General features: G+C 65.3%; 27 protein-coding genes and 1 pseudogene. 11 read left to right on the top strand and 17 right to left on the bottom strand.

The features are described 5' to 3' along the window. Positions 1–67 precede the first annotated feature (67 nt). Genes OG884_RS14160 through OG884_RS14140 form a run of 5 tightly spaced genes read left to right on the top strand, consistent with a single transcriptional unit; the run spans position 68 to position 2087 of the window. Entirely contained in the window at positions 68–355 is a 288-nt protein-coding gene (locus tag OG884_RS14160; protein ID WP_326637890.1) for a transposase, read from the top strand. A 47-nt stretch (positions 356–402) separates the two neighbouring features. Further along, positions 403–1227, top strand: coding sequence for an IS3 family transposase (locus OG884_RS14155; RefSeq protein WP_326641797.1), 825 nt, complete (start codon positions 403–405; stop codon positions 1225–1227). 13 nt (positions 1228–1240) lie between these two features. Then, entirely contained in the window at positions 1241–1618 is a 378-nt protein-coding gene (locus tag OG884_RS14150) for an ATP-binding protein (protein ID WP_326645763.1), read from the top strand. Next, positions 1615–1818, top strand: a complete 204-nt coding sequence (locus tag OG884_RS14145) for a hypothetical protein (RefSeq protein WP_326645761.1) — start codon at positions 1615–1617, stop codon at positions 1816–1818. Before OG884_RS14150 ends, OG884_RS14145 begins: the two co-directional genes overlap by 4 nt. Further along, a complete protein-coding gene (locus tag OG884_RS14140) occupies positions 1815–2087 on the top strand; it encodes a hypothetical protein (RefSeq protein WP_326645760.1) in 273 nt (90 codons plus the stop codon). Before OG884_RS14145 ends, OG884_RS14140 begins: the two co-directional genes overlap by 4 nt. A gap of 265 nt (positions 2088–2352) precedes the next feature. Here OG884_RS14140 and OG884_RS14135 read toward each other — a convergent pair whose 3' ends face one another. From OG884_RS14135 to yhhA, 5 genes are all read right to left on the bottom strand, one after another. After that, complete coding sequence (locus tag OG884_RS14135; protein ID WP_326645758.1) at positions 2353–2943, bottom strand: hypothetical protein; 591 nt, start codon at positions 2941–2943, stop codon at positions 2353–2355. Then, positions 2943–3347 carry a GNAT family N-acetyltransferase gene (locus OG884_RS14130; RefSeq protein ID WP_326645757.1) on the bottom strand — a complete coding sequence of 135 codons (405 nt, stop codon included), beginning with the start codon at positions 3345–3347 and terminating at the stop codon, positions 2943–2945. Before OG884_RS14130 ends, OG884_RS14135 begins: the two co-directional genes overlap by 1 nt. A 93-nt stretch (positions 3348–3440) precedes the next feature. Further along, positions 3441–4469, bottom strand: coding sequence for a hypothetical protein (locus OG884_RS14125; RefSeq protein ID WP_326645756.1), 1029 nt, complete (start codon positions 4467–4469; stop codon positions 3441–3443). After that, positions 4466–6640 (bottom strand): cyclophane-forming radical SAM/SPASM peptide maturase YhhB, encoded by a 2175-nt coding sequence (gene yhhB, locus OG884_RS14120; RefSeq protein WP_326645755.1) that lies wholly within the window; start codon positions 6638–6640, stop codon positions 4466–4468. Before yhhB ends, OG884_RS14125 begins: the two co-directional genes overlap by 4 nt. A gap of 34 nt (positions 6641–6674) precedes the next feature. Further along, complete coding sequence (gene yhhA / locus OG884_RS37495) at positions 6675–6896, bottom strand: YhhA family cyclophane-containing RiPP (protein ID WP_442811681.1); 222 nt, start codon at positions 6894–6896, stop codon at positions 6675–6677. Between the two features lie 161 nt (positions 6897–7057). On the opposite strand from yhhA, the gene OG884_RS14115 reads away from it, so the two are divergent. Beyond that, a complete protein-coding gene (locus tag OG884_RS14115) occupies positions 7058–7318 on the top strand; it encodes a transposase (RefSeq protein ID WP_326645753.1) in 261 nt (86 codons plus the stop codon). 74 nt (positions 7319–7392) lie between these two features. Here OG884_RS14115 and OG884_RS14110 read toward each other — a convergent pair whose 3' ends face one another. From OG884_RS14110 to OG884_RS14065, 10 genes are all read right to left on the bottom strand, one after another. Continuing rightward, positions 7393–7572 carry a hypothetical protein gene (locus OG884_RS14110; protein WP_326645751.1) on the bottom strand — a complete coding sequence of 60 codons (180 nt, stop codon included), beginning with the start codon at positions 7570–7572 and terminating at the stop codon, positions 7393–7395. Positions 7573–7628: 56 nt separating this feature from the next. Next, positions 7629–7808, bottom strand: coding sequence for a hypothetical protein (locus tag OG884_RS14105; RefSeq protein WP_326645749.1), 180 nt, complete (start codon positions 7806–7808; stop codon positions 7629–7631). A gap of 18 nt (positions 7809–7826) precedes the next feature. Further along, positions 7827–8417: a M48 family metalloprotease gene (locus tag OG884_RS14100; RefSeq protein WP_326645747.1), complete on the bottom strand. Its 591-nt coding sequence runs from the start codon at positions 8415–8417 to the stop codon at positions 7827–7829. 157 nt (positions 8418–8574) lie between these two features. Then, positions 8575–9000, bottom strand: coding sequence for a hypothetical protein (locus tag OG884_RS14095; RefSeq protein ID WP_326645745.1), 426 nt, complete (start codon positions 8998–9000; stop codon positions 8575–8577). A 528-nt stretch (positions 9001–9528) separates the two neighbouring features. Continuing rightward, a complete protein-coding gene (fmdA, locus tag OG884_RS14090) occupies positions 9529–10785 on the bottom strand; it encodes a formamidase (protein ID WP_326645743.1) in 1257 nt (418 codons plus the stop codon). Positions 10786–10815: 30 nt separating this feature from the next. After that, positions 10816–10968, bottom strand: coding sequence for a hypothetical protein (locus tag OG884_RS14085; protein WP_326645741.1), 153 nt, complete (start codon positions 10966–10968; stop codon positions 10816–10818). A gap of 673 nt (positions 10969–11641) precedes the next feature. Beyond that, positions 11642–12562, bottom strand: coding sequence for an IS110 family transposase (locus OG884_RS14080; RefSeq protein WP_326646924.1), 921 nt, complete (start codon positions 12560–12562; stop codon positions 11642–11644). Further along, positions 12484–12915 (bottom strand): IS110 family transposase, encoded by a 432-nt coding sequence (locus OG884_RS14075; RefSeq protein WP_326645739.1) that lies wholly within the window; start codon positions 12913–12915, stop codon positions 12484–12486. The genes OG884_RS14080 and OG884_RS14075 overlap by 79 nt, the downstream gene beginning before the upstream one ends. 420 nt (positions 12916–13335) lie before the next feature. Further along, positions 13336–13983, bottom strand: coding sequence for a DsbA family oxidoreductase (locus OG884_RS14070; RefSeq protein WP_326645737.1), 648 nt, complete (start codon positions 13981–13983; stop codon positions 13336–13338). A 115-nt stretch (positions 13984–14098) separates the two neighbouring features. Next, on the bottom strand, positions 14099–14461 hold the full coding sequence (locus tag OG884_RS14065) for an antibiotic biosynthesis monooxygenase family protein (RefSeq protein WP_326645734.1): 363 nt from the start codon (positions 14459–14461) through the stop codon (positions 14099–14101). A 222-nt stretch (positions 14462–14683) separates the two neighbouring features. Between OG884_RS14065 and OG884_RS14060 the strand changes: the two genes are divergently transcribed. Continuing rightward, entirely contained in the window at positions 14684–14974 is a 291-nt protein-coding gene (locus OG884_RS14060) for a hypothetical protein (protein WP_326647135.1), read from the top strand. 123 nt (positions 14975–15097) lie between these two features. On the opposite strand, the pseudogene OG884_RS14055 reads toward OG884_RS14060, so the two are convergent. Beyond that, positions 15098–15349 (bottom strand): annotated as a pseudogene (locus tag OG884_RS14055) (SAM-dependent methyltransferase); the annotation flags it as partial. Between the two features lie 85 nt (positions 15350–15434). Continuing rightward, positions 15435–15593, bottom strand: a complete 159-nt coding sequence (locus OG884_RS14050; RefSeq protein WP_326645732.1) for a hypothetical protein — start codon at positions 15591–15593, stop codon at positions 15435–15437. A gap of 206 nt (positions 15594–15799) precedes the next feature. Between OG884_RS14050 and OG884_RS14045 the strand changes: the two genes are divergently transcribed. From OG884_RS14045 to OG884_RS14030, 4 genes are all read left to right on the top strand, one after another. After that, positions 15800–16711: a helix-turn-helix transcriptional regulator gene (locus OG884_RS14045; protein WP_326645730.1), complete on the top strand. Its 912-nt coding sequence runs from the start codon at positions 15800–15802 to the stop codon at positions 16709–16711. A 112-nt stretch (positions 16712–16823) separates the two neighbouring features. Continuing rightward, complete coding sequence (locus OG884_RS14040; protein WP_326645729.1) at positions 16824–17297, top strand: hypothetical protein; 474 nt, start codon at positions 16824–16826, stop codon at positions 17295–17297. Positions 17298–17880: 583 nt separating this feature from the next. Next, positions 17881–19965, top strand: coding sequence for a prolyl oligopeptidase family serine peptidase (locus OG884_RS14035; RefSeq protein ID WP_326645727.1), 2085 nt, complete (start codon positions 17881–17883; stop codon positions 19963–19965). 181 nt (positions 19966–20146) lie between these two features. Then, positions 20147–20347 (top strand): hypothetical protein, encoded by a 201-nt coding sequence (locus OG884_RS14030; protein WP_326645725.1) that lies wholly within the window; start codon positions 20147–20149, stop codon positions 20345–20347. The last annotated feature ends 157 nt before the right edge of the window (positions 20348–20504 follow it).

Genomic DNA, 20504 nt, shown 5'->3' with positions numbered 1-20504 from the left:
AGCTTCCCCCCGTAGCACGGCCACCTCACCTGAGTTGACCCTGTGTCGGCTGGGAAGGAAGTGCTTCGTGCCTGCACCTCACCCGATCGAGTTCCGTCAGCGTGCCGTCGAGCTTGCCCGTAAGGGTGATAAACCGGTCTCTGTCCTTGCTAAAGACCTGGGTATCAGCGATTCCTGTCTGCGGAGTTGGATGCGCCAGGCCGACACCGATGACAACGGCGGCGCGAAGCTGACCAGCGCGGAGAAGAAGGAACTCTCCGATCTGCGGCGTCGAACCCGGCAGCTTGAGCTGGAGAATGAGATCCTCAAGCGGGCTGCTGCGTATTTCGCCCGGGAGAACGTGCTCCCAAAATAGGGTACGCGCTGGTCCGTGAACTCGCCGATGATGACTTTCCTGTCGCGGTGGCCTGCCGGGTGTTGAACATTTCCAGATCGGGTTACAAAGACTGGGTTGGCCGGCCGCAGTCTCCACGCGACCAAAGAAACACCGAACTATTGAAGCTGATCCGTGACATCCATAAGACGTCACGTTACAGCTACGGCTCACCGCGGGTCCACGCGGAGCTGACGCTCGGCCTGGACCTGGAGATCAACCGCAAGCACGTCGAACGGCTCATGCGCGAGGCCGGCATCCAGGGCATCTACCGGCGCAAGGGCCGCCGCAACCTCGTCAACGCCGCCACCGAGGAGGATCTGGTCCGCCGGGCCTTCACCGTGGAAGCGCCGGACCGGCTGTGGGTCAGCGACATCACCGAGCACCCCACTGACGAAGGGAAACTGTATTGCGCCGCTGTCATGGACGCCTATTCTCGTCGCATCATCGGCCATTCTATCGACATAAGCCAGACTAGCGCTCTGGTCGTCGACGCGATGGTCATGGCCGTCGCCCGCCGTAACCCGCCCAGCAAGAAGACGGTCCTGCATTCTGACCACGGAACACAGTACACATCGTTCTCGTATGGGAAACGGCTCCGCGATGCTGAACTCCTCGGCTCGATGGGAACCGTCGGAGATTGCTACGACAATGCCATGATGGAATCGTTCTGGGGAACGATGCAGCTCGAACTGCTCGACGTTAATAAATGGTCAACAAGAGCCGAGTTGGCCAGCGCGATGTTTGAATGGATCGAGTGCTGGTATAACCCGTATAGGCGTCATTCCAGCATCGACATGAACAGTCCAATCGCGTTCGAAGAGCTCTACAAGCCCTCAGACGCAACCTCGTGATCCCACACCATCGGTGGCTGTCGTACGGGGGGAACCTCACCCTGGAAAAAAGGAGCAGGTACGCGCGGCCCGCAGTTTCGTGAAGGCCCACCTTTCCGAGCATCTGGACGCCGAGCTCATCGTCAGCGAACTCGCAACCAACGCCGTCGAGCACACGCGCACGGGACAACCGGGCGGAGTCTTCACCACCACCGTCAAGCGCAACCCCGACGGCACTGCCTACATAGAGATCGCAGACCAGGGCGGCCCTGTCGTATTCGGCCTTCCCACTCCCAACCGCGAAGGCGGCCGAGGGCTCTACCTCGTGACGGCTCTCGCCACCGCATGGGGATTCAAAGGTGACGCCGCCGGCCGAACGGTCTGGGTCGAGCTACCCCCGCCTGCTCCATGAGCACCGCGCCCCCAGGGCTACGCGCTCTCCGTGAGCGGTTTCCCGCCTGGGCGTTCCTCTACAACCCGTTCGCGTATCGGTGGTTCGCCCTCCAGGGCCGTACGACCATGCTCACCGCCGACACCGCCGAGGAACTCGCGGCCCGCGTCGAGCGCTTCCAGTCACGCCGCCCCATGACCAGACCTCAACCGCGGCGATGACCAGCACCACTCACGCGATTACACCGGCATGCCCGATCGAGTGCCTCAAACCCGTGCTGTCCGCCAGGGCTTACAACCCACTCGCCCAAGCCTGCGGAGCTTCGTTCGACCGGCCCGATACGGTCGCAGACGTGATCACGCTGTTGTGCACACGTCGACTCGATCAGATCTGGGGCCTGGGTCCACGGCGTATCGGCGAGATCGAAGTAGCCCTGGTGTTCGTCGGTTTGACCCGCGACCATGGCGGCCCGCTTAGCAGCAACCTGTGAAGTGCCAGGTGAGGGCATCGTGACAGCTGCTATGCATTCAAGATCATCGGGGTTCGCCTACTCCGGATGAGACCTCCGATGAGGCTAAGTCGTCAAGCCGTCCGCTACGCGGCCGGGCCATCCGGACCGTCCGGATCGGGCGTGCGGCCTCTTCGGGCCGGTCCCGATCCGGCGACCGGCTGGCTGCAGGCGCCGAAAGTTTCTTGACACAAAAGAGATGATCTACGGACTATCCGAGGATTCAACGGACATCGACAACTGATAGCTAGCCGCCGGCCCCATGACCGTTGACAAGCACCGAGTTGAGCGTTCGACGCCAGGTAATCCAGGGTTCCTGGTCGACGGCGGTGCTGGCTGTGGTCTGGGCGATGTAGGCGCAGGCAGCGTTTGCGTGGCGCATTGCACGGGAGCAGTGTGGCGAGCAGGCTACGTATGAGACCAGGGCGACACCCGCTTGGTAGCCGCGCGGGTCGAGATGGTGTGCCTGTTCACGGTCACAGTGGTCCCCGAGACGCGTCGCATGGTCGTCGATGCGTTCCTCGCCAATGGCTGCCGTTGTACGGGCGCAGCATTCCGGGTAGCCGAGGAGCAGGCCCAGTTCGAGGGCGTGCGGTTGCGGCCTGCGATCAACGTCGAGGATGTGTCGGGCCATCTGGCCGGTCGGCGCCGCAACAAGATACTCCCCGTCGTGGGCGGACGCCCAGCCGACCTCGGCGAAAGCGGCGGCGGTGCAAGCGGCGATTGCGGTATCACCCACGGCGATGCGTAAGGCGGGCTTTCGGTACGCGTAGATACCGAGAATGTCGACGCGGACGCTGGGCGACAGGTCGGGCCAGGGTAGATCGATCCACTCCATCAGCGGTGTTTGCCCGGCCGTTTCCAGACCATGATGAGCTGCGGGGTGGATACGTCTTCATCGACGACGTATCCGGCGTACTCGGCGGCCTTGCGGGAGGCGAGGTTGGACTTGCGCATGTGGGCGTAGACGGTGTTGTGTTCGCTGGCTACGCTGGCCAGCCGGTAGGCTATGCGTCCTATTCCTCGCCCCTGGCAGTTCTGGTTTACCTTGATTTGGATGCTGGCGTGGGTTCCCAAAGGCAGTTCGTCGATGACGTTGATGTAGACGGCGCCAGCGCGGGTGGTGCCGAGATAGATGTGCCAGAACCCGCCGCCGGGTCCGTTTCCCCGACCCGCGCTTCCAGTGCCTTTCTCCAGCCGTACCTCGTCCGGATCGGCTGGCGGTCGGCTACCGCTGCGCACACTGGTCGGCGGTGGTGGGGTGCTGCGCCTGCGGGTAGTTGTCGCGCGGCGCGGTTGTCGGCCGGAGGTTGGCTTACCGGGTGCCATGAGCGTCTACGGCTCAAGTCGATCGGAGCTAGCAAGTCGATCAACGAGAGTGCCGCAGACCAGCTGCCACAGTTCAGCGGGGAAGAACCCAGGTGAGATTCCGATGGCCACGTCCACGATTCTATGGCGAAGCGGTGCCAGCGCGTCCACGACCCGATCAACTCGCCGCATTACCTGATCTCTGTTGGGATCATGGCGATGGACATTGCCCAGCCAGTCGGAATCCCCGTCGAACCGGTTGTTGAAGAAGTCGAGATCGACATGGAGCAGGATCGGCCCTTCGCCCAGATCGGCCAGCAGCGCTGTTTCGTCATGTCGTACCTGGTATGTGCCAGCAGCCTGGTCGGGAATGGCCAGCGGGTCGACGATCGGGTCAAGGCGAACTGACGGCCGACGCGCCCGGGGATCAAGGATGGTGTCTGGCTCGTGGGCGCGAACGAGCCAATACCGGTCGGTCCGCTCCCGCGCATAGTCCGTGTCGCATAGGTGACGTATGTCAATGAATGGCAGGGTGTGTAGTAGGGGGACGAGGAAGCTGCCCATCCCTATGGCGCCGCTGTTGATCGCGGCTTCGACCGAGGACGGGTCGCGTAGGTCCACCGGATGGCCGGTGAGAAGGTCAGCGAGCCGGTTGTTGTACGCGGCGAGCCGAGGGCACATCAAGTCGTCGTGGTCGTCGAGGTGGATGATCGTGAGGTGACTGGGTAAGGACGCTTGGCCAGCCAGCCATCGACTGGCCGACAGCAGCGTCCAAGCATCGGAGAGACTGACGAAGACGCCCTGCATCATCCGGTGCGCGAACGGGATGTCCGTGACCGAACAACCCCACCACGTCAGCCCCTGGGCAAGCCGTGGATCAATGTAGAAGTCGGCGGTAGGCGGGACGCCGAGGCTGACGCGCCAACCGCCGTCGCTATTGCTGTCGAGAACAGAGCTGGGGACCCGTTCGGCGAAGTACTGGGTCAATACGTGGTCGCGAAGCGCGGGTTCCTCCGGGAGTAGGCCAGCCGGGATGGACCATGCCAGCGGGTTCACGCTCGGGTCCGCTCCCGCAGCAGCGCGGCGAGGTGCTGCCCGGCCGGGGTGAGCTGAACCGTCGCGAGCGTTTGCCAAGCCTGGGCCAGCCTCTGCTCGGTCGTGGCGATCTGAGCGGTCGCGCGTGCGCGGACCTCCTGCCCGACGTTTTGGTCGATGTAGCGCCAGAACCGCAGCAGTTCCACGAACACCCATGCCGCGTGCAGTAGGCCGCTGGGCGGGCGCGGTTCCTCGCGCCAGGGCGAGGCGACTAGCGGTCGGTCCACGGCGACCAGTTCGGCCTGCCGGCCGAGCAGGTACAGCTTCTGGTGGCGGTGTTCGTGGATAAGGCTGTCGGCCAAGTCGTAGACGTCGACGGCGCCTGCGCGACTGCCCAGGCCGAGGTAGAGCGCCCCGGGCACAACATCGTCGCTGAACGAGACGACCTTGTCTGGGTGGGCGGACGTATCGCGTACAAACTGGATTTCTGGGCTGAGCAGCCGGATCTCGGCAGCCAACGCCGTGTCGAACTGGCTGATCAGCGTTAGAGCCTGGGCGACGAGCTCCCGGCCGAGAGACGCGTCGGCCTCGTCGGCGAACTCGATCGGTGCGCTAAACGGCAGCCGTAGCCACGGGTCGTCGCGGTGCACCCGTACGGGTGCATCCATCGGCTCATACAGCATCTGCGCCACTGTGATGGCGTAGGTCGGGTCGAAACGCACTGGTGTGCCGTCTTGGCGACGCAGCGACGCGCCGAACCGCTCGTCGGCGCCAAGCCGGGTCCACAGCACGACACTGGGGCGGATCACGATCTGGCCCAGCAGGTCATCCGACGCCGCGTCCAGGGCCTGAACGGCACGCAGCACTGCCTGGCTGACGTCGCCGCTTGCAAGAATGTGCGCGGCTACCGCCCGCAGATCGGTCAAGGCTGCTCGGCGCCAGTCCTGGACCAGCATGTCCACGACTGCACGAGCTGTGGACGCCTGTTCGAACGCGTCCAGGTCGACGTGGTCAGCGGCGCCACGGGCAAACCGCCGATGGCGTTCCTCGACCATGGTCGAGCGCATGCGGTGTTCAGCGTGTTCGATCAATGCGAGCATTTCCCGGCAGTACACCGTCGGGTTTGCGAAGCCGTTGCTGGAGTAGCGGTGCGGCACCGAGCCGCCGCCGCACATGTCAACGACCGGACAGGCCCGGCATGTGTCGCACAGGCCATCCACGGTGAGCAGTCGCCGGTGAACGGCCAGTTTCGGTGAACCGGCCACCTCGCCGATCGACATGGCGGTGACGCCCGCGCCGAGTGAGGTCTGCCCCTCCTCTGTGATCTTGAGGACGTCGAGGTCGTGATAGCCGCCATCGGTCTCGATAGCCAGCAGACTCACGTCACCGAAGCCGAAGGCATCCGTCCCTCCCGGTAAGCCCGCCAGCTTCGCAAGGAGCCCGTCAAACGTTCGGAGGGGCAGGTGCGGGTACCGGTCATACCACAGATCGAACGCGCGGATGATCCAGTCGCGGTAGAGGTTGGTTTCGGTGTCACGGCCCTGCGGTGGCGTCAGGTGGTTCGCGTCCGGCAGCAGCAGATCAAGTGTCGGCAAGGCCCGCGAGGCGAAGAACTCGAACACATCCTCGGGCGCCACCGCGGGATCGATGACGGCGATAACGCCCGTGAAAATGTCGGGCCGTCGCTCCAGACGGCGGAGCGCGTCGGAGGCCGCGGGAAACGTGCTACCGCCAGCAGCGGTGAGACGATGGCGGTCGTTGGCCGGCCGCGGACCATCCAACGACAGGGACACCCCGATGCCCGCCCTTGCAAGGGCATCTAAGGCTTCGTCGTCAAGCAGGACACCATTGGTCTGCAACGAGAAGTCGACCTTCGTCGCGGTTGGCAGCCGTGACCGGATGTCGTCGGCGAACGCCGCGAGAGTGGAGGCGCCCGCGAGCAGCGGTTCGCCCCCATGAAAGATCACCAGCATGCGTTGCATGACGGTCGCAGCGGCGTACTCGGCGAGCCGATCGGCCACCCGTTGGCGCGTGGCCGCGCTCATCAGGTGCGGTTGCTCCCGCCAACTCTGATCGCGGTGCTCGTACATGTAACAGTAGTCGCACTTGATGTTGCACCGGGACGCGACCTTGAGCAGGAAAGTCGTGAACTGAATCGGATTGGTCTGCGCTACCAACGTGTTCTGTATCAATGGACCATCCACAGTGGCGTCATCGACCTATCTTCTAAGATCGGTTGTGCCGGTGGTGCATCCGGTCATAGCTGGTGATCTGCTGATCCTCGGTGTCGATTAGTCGGCGATGAACGCGCGCCAAGACCGGGTGGTCGGGACTATGCTCGCGCAGTTCGTCAACGAGACTCCCCTGTTGGGCAAGGGAACTGGCGGAGTCGGCATCCACGGTAGCCTCCGTGTCCGTATCTTCGACGGTCCGAGAAATCGGACTCATCGACCATGGTGCCGGACTATTACGCGGCGCGGAAGCCCATACCCCCACCGCCCTAAAGTTAAGACCTTTATTCCGTTTTGGGCAAATCCTAAAAGCGTGTTTGAGATGGGCTATGGCTCTCCCCTCGTACCGTGGAGGTCTGACCTAAGGGGGGTCGGGTCATGGGAGAGACCAGACGTAGTTTCGATCCGGAGTTTCGGGCGGGTGCGGTGCGTATCGTGCGCGAGACCGGAAAATCGATCGCCGCGGTCGCCAAGGACCTGGGGATCAACGCGGGCACGCTGGCCAACTGGATACAGATGGACCGGCTGGCTCGCGAGCAAAGCGCGACCGGGGATCTGAGTGGGTCCGAGCGCGAGGAACTGGCGCAGCTGCGTCGCCAGCGGGCCGAGTGGGTCAAGGAACGCGCAGATGGAGCGTGATGTGCTCAAGCGCTCGGTGGTCTTGTGGGTGAAAGAGGCGACGGGGGGAAGCTCACACGGCGCTGAGTGGCCAGTCAGTTCTCGGTGGGGATGTCCAGGGCGGTGCCGTACAGACGTGACACCCGCAGCCTGATCACCAGGCGTCGTTCCCGCACCGCCTGCCTGAGGAACGCCGCCTCCTGTGCCGGGTCCTCGAAGCCCGGGGTGAGGGCCAGCAGTTCCTGGCCGATCGCGTCTCCGGGCTCAGTCGTCACCTCTGACACCTCCGCATCGCCCTCGGCGACGGCGAACGACCAGATGTCCGGCCCGTTCACGAGCAGGGCGAGGCGGGGGTTGTTGCGTATGTGACGTGCTTTGAGGCGGCCAGAGTGGACAGCACTGCGACGCCGACGGCCATGCCGGTCTGCTGGGTGGTGTTGAACACCCTTGAGGCCAGGCCCGCGTCGTCGGCTTGGGCGCCGGACATGCCGGCCGAATAGAAAGTTTCCACGGTTTCAGGGGATTGCCATTATGAGCGGACCGCCCGGGCGCGCAGACGCTGCTCAATCGTGGGATGAGTCCGCGGTGCCCAATGCTGGCGGATGGCATTTCGTGCTCCCCTGCCCTCATTTTGCAGACACAGCATGGCCCGCACCGGGGCGGCGCCAATCAGATCAACCGCGAACCGATCGGCCGCGTACACCCGGTGACGCAAGATCCATAGCACGGCCTGCTTGGCCAACAGCAGGCCGGCCCCGACGATGAGCATCATCGGCAGCATCGCAAACTCGATGATTCCCCACACGCCTATCACTGCGGCCACTACCGGCAGAATGTGCCGGGCGGCATATAAGACGTACACGTCGAAACGGATGTATCCCAGCGCGATGTACCCGAGTTGGTGGGCGACCAGACCGGCCAGCGCATCCTGGGGCCACTGTTCGGCTGTAGTCCTGTCGACCACGAGTGTCGCGGCTGGGCGAGGCCAGGCCCACCTGACGTCGATCGTCGCCGTCACATGCAGGTCCCCGACGGCGACGGGCAGGCGGGGATCAAGATCTGCGCGCGCTGTGAGAGCGCGCACCAGAATGTGCAGCCGATCATCTGTGTCTGTGTCCATTGTCTCCGCCTACGACGAAAGATCAGCATACGAGCCGCTGCCGTCGACCAGTCACGCTGAATGACGTTCAGCAACACTGCTTTACACGACGCATCTACCGCCCACTCAGTGTGCGAGCCTGCCGACCTGTAATTAAGGAGTCTTCGCCGTTCTCTCTCTATAGCGGGTGAGGCGGTTCAGGGGCGGTCGATGGTGTTCGATCTCGGAAAGTGGTCGCGATGACGAGCGCCGCCGCGGCCAGTAGGTGCCATCGGATCATCATGGTCGCGTCCGAGAAGTGTTCGCCGCCCACGACGATGAGAGCCGCCACGAACCCCTCGAAGGTGGCGAGGACGAGGAGCGCACCGGTCCCCAGGGCGATACGGCGCCGCGCCCGGCTCGCGATGACGCCGCCGGCCGCCGCGGTCAAGGCGATGAGCACGATCAGCACGCCGTCCACATCGGCCTTGCAGGCCCAGGCCCCGGGTTGTTTCCACAGCAGTTCCACAGGCGGTGTATAGGCGAACCAGCCGAAGGAGGTGAACTCACCACCTGGGAGAGCGAGTCGACCGACCGTCCACGAGGCCGCTACGGTGGCCGCCACCCAGAGCATGGTTCCCTGCGGAGGCCGGGGGCCAGAACGTCATCGGTCACAGCCGGCAGGCGCCAGGTCATCGCCGTCCACGCCGCGGCGGCGACGGCGAGTGTCCAGAGATCGCCTCCATGCTCCGTCCGTGACAGCGGTGACCGGGCCGCCAGGGCCAGTGACACCGTGGCCACCGGGTAGCAGACGATCAGGGACCAGGGCAGCACGGGTGGGTGCCGGGCAGGAAAATCGCCCTGAACAGCCCGAGCGCGAGTACGGCGCCAACCGCTGAGACGGCCGTGAGCGTGGCCCAGCGCGACATGCGCAGGACGAGGCCGGCCAGGACGACCGGTAACAGGAGTTTTGCCCAGAACAGCAGCTCCCACGACGCGCTCTCCAGGGCGTGGGGATCGGAAGAAACCGTTGCGGAGATGGCCGCACTCCCGGTGTTCCCGCGGCTCCCACGCGTCCGCGGTTACCTGAGCCGTTGAGCTGTATGAATGCCTGCTCCTACGTCCTGAGGGCCAACAGGGCGGGCAGCGGTTCTCAGTCGAAGCCGGCGTGCGGTGCGCTGGTGCCCTGTGGCACGCGGAGCGGACCGGACGCGCTGGGACGGACATCGAAGTCGAAGATCGCGGTTGGCAGGTAGACGGTGGCGCAGGAGTTGGGGATGTCCACCACCCCCGACAGCCGGCCCTCGATCGGCGCGGCGCCGAGCAGCAGATATGCCTGCTCGGGGCTGTAGCCGAACGCCGTCAGGTAGTCGATCGCGTGCAGGCAGGCACGCTGGTAGGCCAGCTGCGAGTCAAGATAGCGCTGCTCGCCGTCCAGGGTGACGGACACCCCGGAGAAGGCGAGCCACTCGCTGTACTGAGGGCCGGTGCGGCCCGGCATGAAGATGGCGTTCTCGCCGACGCGGTACGTTTGCATACCATCCTTGATGACCTCGACCCGCAGGTCGATGAAGCCGCCCATCTCGATGGCACCGCAAAAGGTGATCTCGCCGTCGCCCTGCGAGAAGTGCAGGTCGCCGACCGACAGGTTCGCGCCGGGTACGTACACCGGGTAGAACACGCGGGAGCCCCGGGTGAGGTTCTTGATGTCCTGGTTGCCGCCGTTCTCTCGCGGCGGCGCGGTGCGGGCCGCCTCGGCCGCGATCCGGTCGAACTCGGATGGGGAGACAGAGCCGAGGACGGCGTCCCGGGGCTCGGGAGGCAGGGCCAGCGGCGGCACTCTCTGCGGGGCCGTGGCTATCAGCGCCGATTCCCGCGCGTTCCATTTCGACAGCAGCGCCGCCGACGGCGCGGTGCCCATGAGCCCGGGGTGGGTGATGCCGGTGAACGACACCGCTGGGATATGACGTGATGTGGCAGTCTGGCCGGAGAAGTCCCAGATCGCCTTGTAGGCGTCGGGGAACTGCTCGGTGAGGAACCCCCCGCCGTTCTTGGTGGGGAAGATCCCGGTGTAACCCCAGCCCTGACCGGCCAGCGGGCCGCTGTCCTCCTGGAGGATGGGCCCCAGGTCGAGGATGTCCACGACCAGCAGGTCGCCCGGCTCGGCCCCCTCGACCGCGAACGGGCCGCTGAGCGCGTGCACCGTCGTCAACGGGGCGTCACGGATGTCCTCGGCGGAGTCGTCGTTGTGGATCGCACCGTCGAACCACTCCCGGCAGTGGACCCGGAAGCTGTCGCCGGGTTTGACCCATGCCACAGGCGGGATCGCGGGGTGCCAACGGTTGTGACCGATCTTGACCTGGTCGGTGAACTTCCTCTTCGAGTCGAGCGGGAAAATCAACTCTGGCACGGCTGGATTCCTTTCGGCGCTGCGAGACGGTCACGGCCGCGGCAGGCGACTGGTAGCGGGATGGGCGACCGCCGCGCCTCCGGTACGGCGCCGCGGCAGGGACGTGACGACTTCGGGCTCGAAGGCGCTGCGCTCCGCGCGCTGCAACCGGGTGGACATGGCGGCCGGAGTACGCGCGAGCATCGGCGCTGAGAACGCCCGAACCGAGGCCGCGCCGCAGTCTGGGCACGGCACCGAAGCGGGTGCGGTGCCGATCGGAAAGGTGATCTCAATTTCAGAGCAGCACGGGCACCGATAGACATATACCGCCATAGCGCGCGCCCTTCGAGCGAATCCGAAATGGTTTTTCCCGGTCGTGACCCTCTCCGCCGACGCGATCTCGGGAAATGGTCTCAGAGTCGGATGTATCCGCAATTTAACGTATGAATGCAATGTAATGCATCTTGCTTTCGTCAACTTGCTCGCACAATAAGGTAGATCGCTTAGTTCATAAGCGGAAATAAGAGGAAATATTCCTTTGTTTGCAATACGTAAACCATGTGGTTTTTTGCCGACTGTGCTCTCCCGGAGCGGGTGCCTCAGGCTCAGACGCTCCTCATGAGGTGGGTAGCTATGGGGCTCTTCGATCTTGAGGGTGAACATCCCCCTCAAGATCGAAGAACCACTATGTCGTCACGGATGCGCTGCAGGCGATGGATATCCTGCACGCGGTTCGGTGACCAATTCGGAAGCGGGGGAGACGCAAACGTCGATCTTGCTAACGCGGATGCTAATCCGAAAATCGGACAGTAACCGGGCAGGCGGCAGCGAACCCCGGCGTACGGTGGCGCGTGGGGTTGGTGGTCGGCCCGGGCGGTCAGGCGGCGGGTTGGAGGATGACCCGGTAGCCGAGGGCTTCGAGCTGGTGGATGTGGTTGCGCTTTTTGCGTTCCGGGCCGATGCGGTTGGTGTAGTAGTCGGCGCCCAGGTCGATGAAGTGGGCGTCGGGGTCGGACAGCAGGTGCCAGATGATGGTGAGCAGGGAGCGGCCGACCACGACGATCGCGCGTTTCTTGCCGCGTCGGCGGGCGATGCGCCGGTAGCGTTCGCCGGGGAAGGTGCTGGTCCTGCCCGCGATCACCGCTGCCTCGCCCAGGATGCGGGCCAGGTAGGGGTTGCCGTGGCCGGTCCCGGCGTGGCCCTTCTTGCGTCCGGCCGACTCCTTGACCCCAGGGGCGAACCGCGCCCAGGAGGCCAGATGCCCTGGGGTGGGAAAGCGGCTCATATCGGTGCCGATCTCGGCGAGGATCACCGCGGCCGCGGTGGGGCCGATACCGGGAATCTCATCCAATCGCGCCGCCGCCGAGGCGAAGGGGGCGAGGAGTTCGGTGATCTTGGCGTCGACCTCGGCGATGTCGGTGCTGATCGCATCGACTCGGCCCAGCATCTTGCCCAGTAAAAAGGCGTGGTGATCGGTGAAGTGGCCGGTGAACGCCTCCTGCAGCAGGGGAATCTTCTTGCGCAGGCTGGTGCGGGCCAGCTGCGCCAGCACCGCCGGATTGCGTTCTCCGGCGATCAGGGCGGCCATCATCGCCCGCCCGGAGGCCCCGAAGATGTCCGAGGCCACCACCGACAGCTTGATCTGCGCGTCCTCCAGCAGCTTTTCCGCCCGCTGTTTTTCGGCGGTCCGTGCACCGATCAGGTCGATCCGATACCGGGTCAGGTCCCGAAGCCGGCGGATCTGCGGCGGGGGGACGAGGCTGGCGCGTAGCATCTGCCGTTCGGCGACCTTGGCCAGCCAGACCGCATCCAGCCGGTCGGTCTTGGGACGACCGGGCAGGTGCTTGACTTGACGTCACGGGCATTGACCAGCCAGGTCTCGAACCCGGCCGCCTCCAGCAGGTAGAAGATCGGCTTCCAATAATCGCTGGTGGCCTCCATCACGACCCGGGTCACGCCCAGGGCGTGCAGGTGATCGGCCATCTGCAGCAGCGCGCCGGTCATCGTCGCATACGTCTGCACCTCCTGCAGGCGCCGCCCCGGCCGGTCCTCGTCCGGCACCCGCGCGCAGCAGACCAGGAAGGCCTTCCCGATGTCCAGCGCCGCGACCCGCTCGATGATCTCCTCGTGGTCCCTGGCTTCCTCCAGCATGCCGCCTCTCCTGCCGTCGTCACCGCTTGCGAGCACCCTGCACGAGCTGCCCGCAAGAGCCGCAAGGACGAAGCGAATCTAATCCGCGTGCTCAAAGCACGGTGAAGGGCCCACGGCGCGGCTCCCGGCGTCCGACTAACAAACGGCCTTAACCAGACCAAGCACCTACGACGTCGGCGAGCAACCACCCCGATTTTCACCCCGGAACGGGCATCCCGCCAGGGATATCGAGGACTAACAACAGCGCTGGACGTTCATGAACGTCCATGGACGATCGTGGACTGAGGGACCTCGTGAAGCCCGCCCGAGCAGGCCCGGAAGACGATCGTGGACGGTCCTGGACGGTCGTGCTTCTAACTCGTAATGAAGGAGGCCGGGGTTCGATTCACCCCATTAGGGGCACTTCCCGGTTGATCTGGGCTACGCGTGCCTTGGTACGGCATGTGACGCGGCTAAGGCGTCCTCCAGTAGCCGCCGGAGCTCGGCAGGCGACTGGACACCCGAGACGGGGGGGCTTCCGTCGATCACTATCGAAGGGACACCGATGACGCCCTGCTCGGCGGCGCGGTGTTCATCGGCCCTGACGTCCTGGGCGTAGGCGTCACCGGCCAGGGTGGTGCGCACCTCGGTGGTGTCCAACCCGGCCTCGACCCCCAGGCGCTCCAGTGTCTGCGGGTCGGCGATGTTGAGTCCCTCGGTGTGGTAGGCGCGAAGCAGACGCTCCATCACCTCGTCGGCCAGACCGTGCTCGACGGCCAGGTGGCACAGCCGATGGGCGTCGAAGGTGTTCACCGGCCGGGCGGCGTGCAGGTTGAGTTCCAGGCCTTCCGCGGCACCAATCGCCTGGATGCGGGCGATCCTGGCGGGCGCCTGGTCGCCCCACCACCCCTTCATCGCCTCGGCGGCCGTCGGGCCGGGGAGTCGGCCTTCCTCCGGGGCGAGTTCGTAACTGCGCCAGACGATCTCCAGCCGATCGCGGTCGGCGACCTGTGCCAGAGCGGTTGCAATACGTCTCTTCCCGATGAAGCACCACGGGCACAGCACGTCAGCGTAGATTTCAACCTTCATGACTTCCTTTTCGGCATATGACGGACCGGCCGCTGGACGTGGCCGGGGACACGGAGCCGGTCCATCGATAGCGAGGCGTTCGCGCCCGGACAGAGGGAGGACCGGGTCAGTCGGATCAGGAACCGGTTGTCTGCGGCCCCGGACCGACCTCGCGGACGACGGTGTAGGTGGGCACTCCGCTCATGCGGGCCTCGGCCTCGCCGGAAAGTCCCTCCAGAGCCTTTTGGATGGCGACCATCCGGCCCTCGGTGTCAGACGTCTCCACGAAGTTGCGGTAGTCCGCCTCGCTCGCCCAGTGCACGACGTTGTAAACCCGGGTGCCGTCGGTGCTCACGTGGAAGCGGGCCGACCGGTAACCGGGGTAGAAACGCACCCATCGCTCCTGGATCTCAGCGAAGGCGTCCACGAGCTCACGCTGGGTACCGGCGCCGTCAACGGTGTAGTCGATGATCGAGTAGAAACCGGTCTCCGCGCTCACAATGCGTTCTCCCTCATGCGGCGATGTGAGATGAGGGCCGACGCCCTGATATGAATCATGCAACCTAGACTTAACTTGAGGTCAAGTGATGCCAGCGGGCGCCTAAGCAGGGCGTTTACTCCGCCCGGTTCGGAAAATCGGTTCGTTGGTGGGTAAGCGGCGACGACAACAAGGGCGGGAAACAGCAATCGACCAAGATCCGACAACCGGCTCCGAGCGGCCGTGGAACGCAACCTCGCGCACCTGGTCAAATGGAAGATCCTCGACACCGGCTGGTGTGGACGCCTGACCGGCTTCCCGGAGGTACTACACACCGTCACCAGCAGTGCTGATCGCGGGGCTGGCATCTCCGGCACCGGATCGATCTGCCGGCATGACGTGGCCTGGTACGCCGGCCGCCTGGTGGTCTCGCTGTCGTGGCCGGGGACGACGGCAGTGATACACCAGGGCCGGCGGCAGATTCGCCCACACGGTCCGCCCGAGGACGACTTCCTCGAACCGATCCGCCAATGACCGGCGGAGCCGGCGAGCCGGGATGAACCGGCGGGCGTGGACATAGGCGAAGGTCGTGAAGGCACCCTGTGGCGACAAGGCGTCCACGACGGCGTCGAGCAGTTCACGCTGTCGTTCGTGCCGAAACGACGCCCACGGCAGGCCGCTGACGATGGCATCGGCCTGACCGAGGCCGCGCTCGGCGAGGATGGCGGAGACGTCACGGGCATCCGCCGTGACCGCGTCGAGGCCGGGGAAGCGTTCGGTCAGCAGGGCGGTGAAACGCTCGTTGACGTCGAGGGCGATATGCCGCCCACGCCCGTCGAGTCGGTCTTGAATCGTCCGGCTGAACGCACCGGTGCCGGAGCCGAGTTCCACGACGACCGGTTGTCCCATGGACGGAACCGGTGCTGTCATCTGCCGGGCGAGAGCTTTGCCGCTCGGTATCACCGATGCGACAACGGTCGGCGCCTTGGCGAACTCACGGATGATGGGTGACGCCGAGGTCGAGCGCGCGATGGATCGCGCGGATGGATTCAGCGTCGTCCAGGCCGCCGCCGGAAAGGAGGGTGCCGGCCATGGACATGGCACCCAGGCCGATCCGGGAAACCCGCAGGCTCCCCAGCATGGCGTGCTGCATCAGAGAACTCGTTTCTCATCGGGAACGTCGAAGGAAGGCGCATCAGAAGAAAGCGGCCAGGGCCCGCGTCCGCGGCACCCGGGGCGGCGATCTCGATCTCGCCGACACCCAGCCAACATCGGTTCACCACATCTCGACAGGCACTGAGAAAAGGGGTACTCACAGGGACCCCTTACGGGACGTGGGCCGGGCCTATCCTTGATCTCATGGACGAGAAGGAGGCCGCGCGGGCGGCGGTCCGCGAGTTCCTCACCACCCGCCGCGCCCGGGTCACCCCCACCGACGCCGGCCTTCCTGCGCAGGGCACCCGCCGAAGGGTGAAAGGCCTGCGCAGGGAAGAGGTCGCGCTGCTCGCCGGGGTCAGCCCGGAGTACTACGTGCGGCTCGAACGCGGCCAGGCAACCGGGCCCTCCGCCGGAGTCGTCGATGCCGTCGCCGACGTCCTGCGTCTGGACGACGACGAACGCGCCCACCTCGACCGGCTGCTCGCCGCTCTGACCCCCGCGGCCCGCAAGCGGCGCCGCGGCGCGGCGAAGGACCTGGTCAACCCCGGAATCCGGGTGCTTCTGGACTCGATGGACCACCTACCCGCAGTGGTCTTCAACGGCCGGTTCGACATCCTCGCGGCCAACGCACTCGGGCGCGCGCTCCTCGCCCCCGTGTACGACCTGCCCGGACGGCCGAACAGCGCCCGCTTCCTGTTCCTCGACGAGCCCAGGGCCCGGGACCTGTTCCCCGAGTGGGACCGGATCACAGCCGACACCGTGGCGACGCTGCGCATCGAGGCCGGTCTCCACCCCGACGACCCCGACCTGACCGAACTGATCGGACAACTCGCCACCCGCAGCACAGAATTCCGGACGCGCTGGGCGACCAACGACGTACGAACCCCCCGAGCCGGAACCAAGACCTTCCGGCACCCGCTCATCGGCGAGATCACACTGCCCTACGAGACCCTCCGCATCGACGCCGTCTCCAGCCAGATCATCAGTGTCTACACCCCCCAGCCCGGCACCCCCGAAGCCGACGCGATCCGCCTCCTGGCCAGCTGGAACGCCGACGACCAACGGAACAACAACCCGACAGCAGGAACACGCGGCCAGAACCCCGAGGACTAACTTGATCTTTAGCCTGCGGCCGGTCGGTATCGACCCCGGCTGACCATGGGGACAGCCCTTGATCGATCATTCCTCTGGCTCAGTGAGTAAGCAGGGACTTAGGCTCCCGACTATGAAGCGCTCGACGATTGCGGTGCTTGTCGTCTGTGTAGGGGGCGGTGCTGCTTTGGTTGCTCTTGTCGCTTTCCTGATGCTTCCCGATGGGTGTACCGCTGAGGATGACCGGCTCGCCGCTTCCTTGGCCACGCTCAGCATTCTCGATGCTCATCCGGTGACCGCGACGCCCCAGGGGGGACGCAGCTCCGGTTGCCACAGTGACGGCCGGCTAGTGAACGTCGTGCAGTCCTATCGCTCTTCAGGCCCGGTAGCCGATGTGCTGTCCTTCTATCGAGACGCCGCGATCATGGAGGGCTGGAAACCCCCTCCGGGGGAGGATGGCGAAGGGGTGAGCTGCTTTGTCAAGTCCGTTGGTGGTAGAGATGTTGGCTTCTCTGTGTGGGTCGTGAAGGAGGAAGGCGAGGAGTACAGCGACGACTACGACGTAGACGTGACCTCTTCCATGACCGGCGGCAGGGGTTGGTGTTGACGCCGCGGAGTCTCGGACCGCTTCGAGCCTCCATCGCCGGCGCCGCGGGATCGAGGTGGCCGAAGGTCAACGCCGTCTTGAGAATTCCGTAAGCCCTGGGATCTATCTCGAAAGGCTCCGAATTACTGTTGTGCTAGATCGATCTAGCGTGGCGTTCCAGTATGCCTTCTTCTCTTGCACGAAATTTTAGCAGGAGGATAGCCGATATGGCTGGCCGGCTCTCCGGTCCGCATGTATCGAGGATCCAGGAGGATTGGCGCTCACCGTCGAGGGCGGCGCCTGTGTTTATTGATCCCAGGCGCGGGGATACTTGTCGCCGTAATCGCTCATTCCGGGCGAATCGACGAATTCGGGAGGCTGACATGAATGGATACCTACCGTATCGTGATTCCACTCCGACTACCCGCCTTGGAGGCGTACGCGGCTGGCAGGCGGACATTCTTCGCGGCGAGTCGTAGCTGAATGAGCCGAGGTGCTGCGGTGCGTAAGGCCGCAGTGCCTCGACCTAATTGCAGGCGGGGCAATGCATCGGGGGGCGTTTGTGACGCGATTGTTTTACCCTGCCGTTTGGCGTAGCGATGCGGTGGAGGATCTGTTCGGAACCCCGGTTTCCGACCCCTACCGGTGGTTGGAAGACGGCAATGATGCGCGCGTGCGGGACTGGGCCGCGGCCCAGGATCATCTCTTCCGCGCGTATCGCGCCGGATGGCGTGAGAAGCAGTCGTGGGCGTCTTTGCTGGATCAGGTGTCATCCTTTGGCGTGTCGGAACCTCCGATGGTGCGTGGTTCGGTCATGTTCCTTGCCGAGCAGCTCCGTGGGGACGAGCAACGGCGCCTGCTCGTCGTTGACCCTGCGGGGAACAGGCGGGTGCTGGTCGATCCGGTAGCGATCGATCCGTCCGGTCGTACCGGGCTGTATGCCTGGTGGCCATCGCGTGAGGGCGAACGTGTGGCCGTCCAAATGGAGGTCGCCGAGCAGCCCGGCAGCGACATCATGGTGCTGGACGTGCGTACCGGAGAGGTGGTGGACGGGCCGTTGCCACGCGCCCGTAACACCTCGCTTGCCTGGCTGCCGGGAGGGGATGCGTTCTACTACGTCAGCCGTGTTCCCGATGAGGAACTGGCCCCCGGCGACATGCGTTTGCAGCGGCGGGTGAGGTTGCATCGGATCGGTTCGCCCTGGCGGACCGACGCGGTGGTGTTCGGCGGCGATGATGCCCCAGACCACTATTACGGGCTCACGGTCAGCGCCGACGGCCGTTGTCTGGCGATCACTGCGATGGCCGGGCCCGCCTCATACAACGATGTGTACGTGGCCGAGCTCACCGATCCGGAAGCCCCGCATTTCGTCAAGATCGTGGACGGGCGCACCATACGCGCCCGTGTTCTCCCGCGCTTCCTCGCGGACAACGATCTGCTGCTGGTCACCGACTACCAGGCCCCGTGTGGCCGCATCTGTACGGCGCACCGGCACGATACCGACCCAGCAGCATGGCGCGCGCTGTTAGCCGAAGATCCCCAAGCCCCCTTGGACGAGTGTCTGGTCCTGGACGGTCCTGCACTTCCGCGGCCCCTCCTGTTGGTGGCACGCGCCCGCCACGGCACCTCCACCCTGACACTGCACGACCTGGCCAGTGGCCGGCCGCTCACCGGTCTGCCCCTTCCCGGCGCGGGCGTCGTGTCATCCCTGCGCACGAACATCCCACACGGGCATCACGCATGGTTCAGCTACTGCGACGCGACCACACCCCCCACCATCTATCGCCACGACGCCACCAGCGGGAAGACGGAACAAGAAACCGGCGCCACAATAGCCGGACATACTCCAGAAATCCGCAGCCGCAGCGTGCGTTATCACGCCGGCGACGGCACCGAGATCACGCTGCTCCTGTTCACCCCGGCTGAAGAACATCAGGGCCCCCGCCCCACCCTCCTCTACGGCTACGGCAGCTTCGGCATGCCGATGCGCTCATGGTTCTTCCCCATGGCAGCCGCATGGGTCGGCGCCGGCGGCACCTACGCGGTCGCCTGTGTACGCGGAGGCGGCGAAGAAGGCCAACGCTGGCACGACGCCGGCCGCGGACCACACAAACACCGCGCGATCAGCGACTTCAACGACGCCGCGACCTGGCTCATCGACACCGGTCGAACCACCCGCGACCAACTGGCGATCTTTGGCCAATCCGCCGGCGGGCTACTGGTCACCGCCGCCGCCACACAGCGACCAGACCTGTATGCCGCGGTCATCGCCGAAGGCCCGCTATGTGACATGGTGCGCTACGAACACTTCGGCCTGGGATGCACATGGACCGACGAATTCGGTACCGCCTCCCAACCCGAACAACTCCAATGGCTCCTCACATACTCCCCTTACCACAACATCACGCCCGGAGCCCGCTATCCCGCATTCCTCCTCACCGGCGCGGTAACCGATCTGCAGACCGGAGAGGCCCACGTCACCAAAATGTGCGCGGCCCTTCAACACGCCACCAGCAGTGACCGGCCGATCCTTATGCGCCGAGAAGCCGACACCGCCCACGCCGCCTCTCCCGCGAGCAAAGAACGCGCCCTGACCGTGGACATCCTGGCCTTCGCCGGAAAACACACGGGTCTGTCACCGAAGAAAACAACCATGCGTCTTCACGAGACCGCCGCAGAACCACACTGAGAACGGTACAGTCCCCTCCCCGGCCGCCTTCCACGCCGGGGCCGAGCGCACCGTCGACGCCGACAGCCTGGAGGCCCTCCGGGCCGAGACCGACCGACAGGAGGCCATCGCCAAGGAGGCCAACGCCCAGGCGGTTGTCGTCACGGAGACTGCGGCCGGGGAGGCGCAGGAGCAGGCCGCCATGCTGGAGATCACCTGGCCGGGCTGGGCCGTGCTGTACGGCACCGGCAGTCGGCTCTTCCATGCCATCGCCACCTGGTCCACCCCAGAGCCACTGATCATCTGTGACCGCACCATCGATGGCCTGAAGGTCCAGATGCGCGAGGCCGAGATGACCGCGATCATCCAACGCTGGGCGCTCGCCGGGACCGGCCGCTTCTGAGCAGGCACGGCGGCCCCATCCCTTCCCCGGTCCAGGACCGCCGTGCCGTTGACGACCTACCGCGCGGGCGCCAAGAAAGGCGCCCGCGCGGTAGGTGACGTCATATAAAGCGTGCGCTCTTTCCGGGCCGGTCCGCCTCGGCCGGAACGGGACGTAC

This window comes from Streptosporangium sp. NBC_01755 (assembly GCF_035917995.1).
In the GTDB taxonomy this organism is placed as follows: Bacteria; Actinomycetota; Actinomycetes; order Streptosporangiales; family Streptosporangiaceae; genus Streptosporangium.
Note: the sequence above shows the minus strand (reverse complement) of the source record. Positions and strands in the feature narration are given on the sequence as shown.